The following is a 228-nucleotide window of genomic DNA, read 5'->3' on the forward strand; positions in this document are numbered from 1 at the left end:
CAATACAATTAATATTGATTCATCAATATTAATTGTATTGGATATTGGATTTTCCAGTAATGGATGGTACATATCAACTATATTTATATCATCAGCCTCACTGTCCATATCAGGTTCACAATAATATTTTAAATCCCTGCGGTACCTGTCAATACTTAACCCTGCATCCAAATCACCAACATTATTATATAATCTAATCAATTCTTTTTTATTCTTATTAATCAAACT

1 pseudogene is annotated in these 228 nt (G+C 28.1%); it reads right to left on the reverse strand.

Annotation, left to right across the window (positions count from 1 at the left end):
* Positions 1-228 (reverse strand): annotated as a pseudogene (locus tag AACQ14_RS24470) (hypothetical protein); the annotation flags it as partial.

It is taken from the genome of Vallitalea maricola (genome assembly GCF_036985595.1).
Lineage (GTDB): Bacteria > Bacillota > Clostridia > Lachnospirales > Vallitaleaceae > Vallitalea > Vallitalea maricola.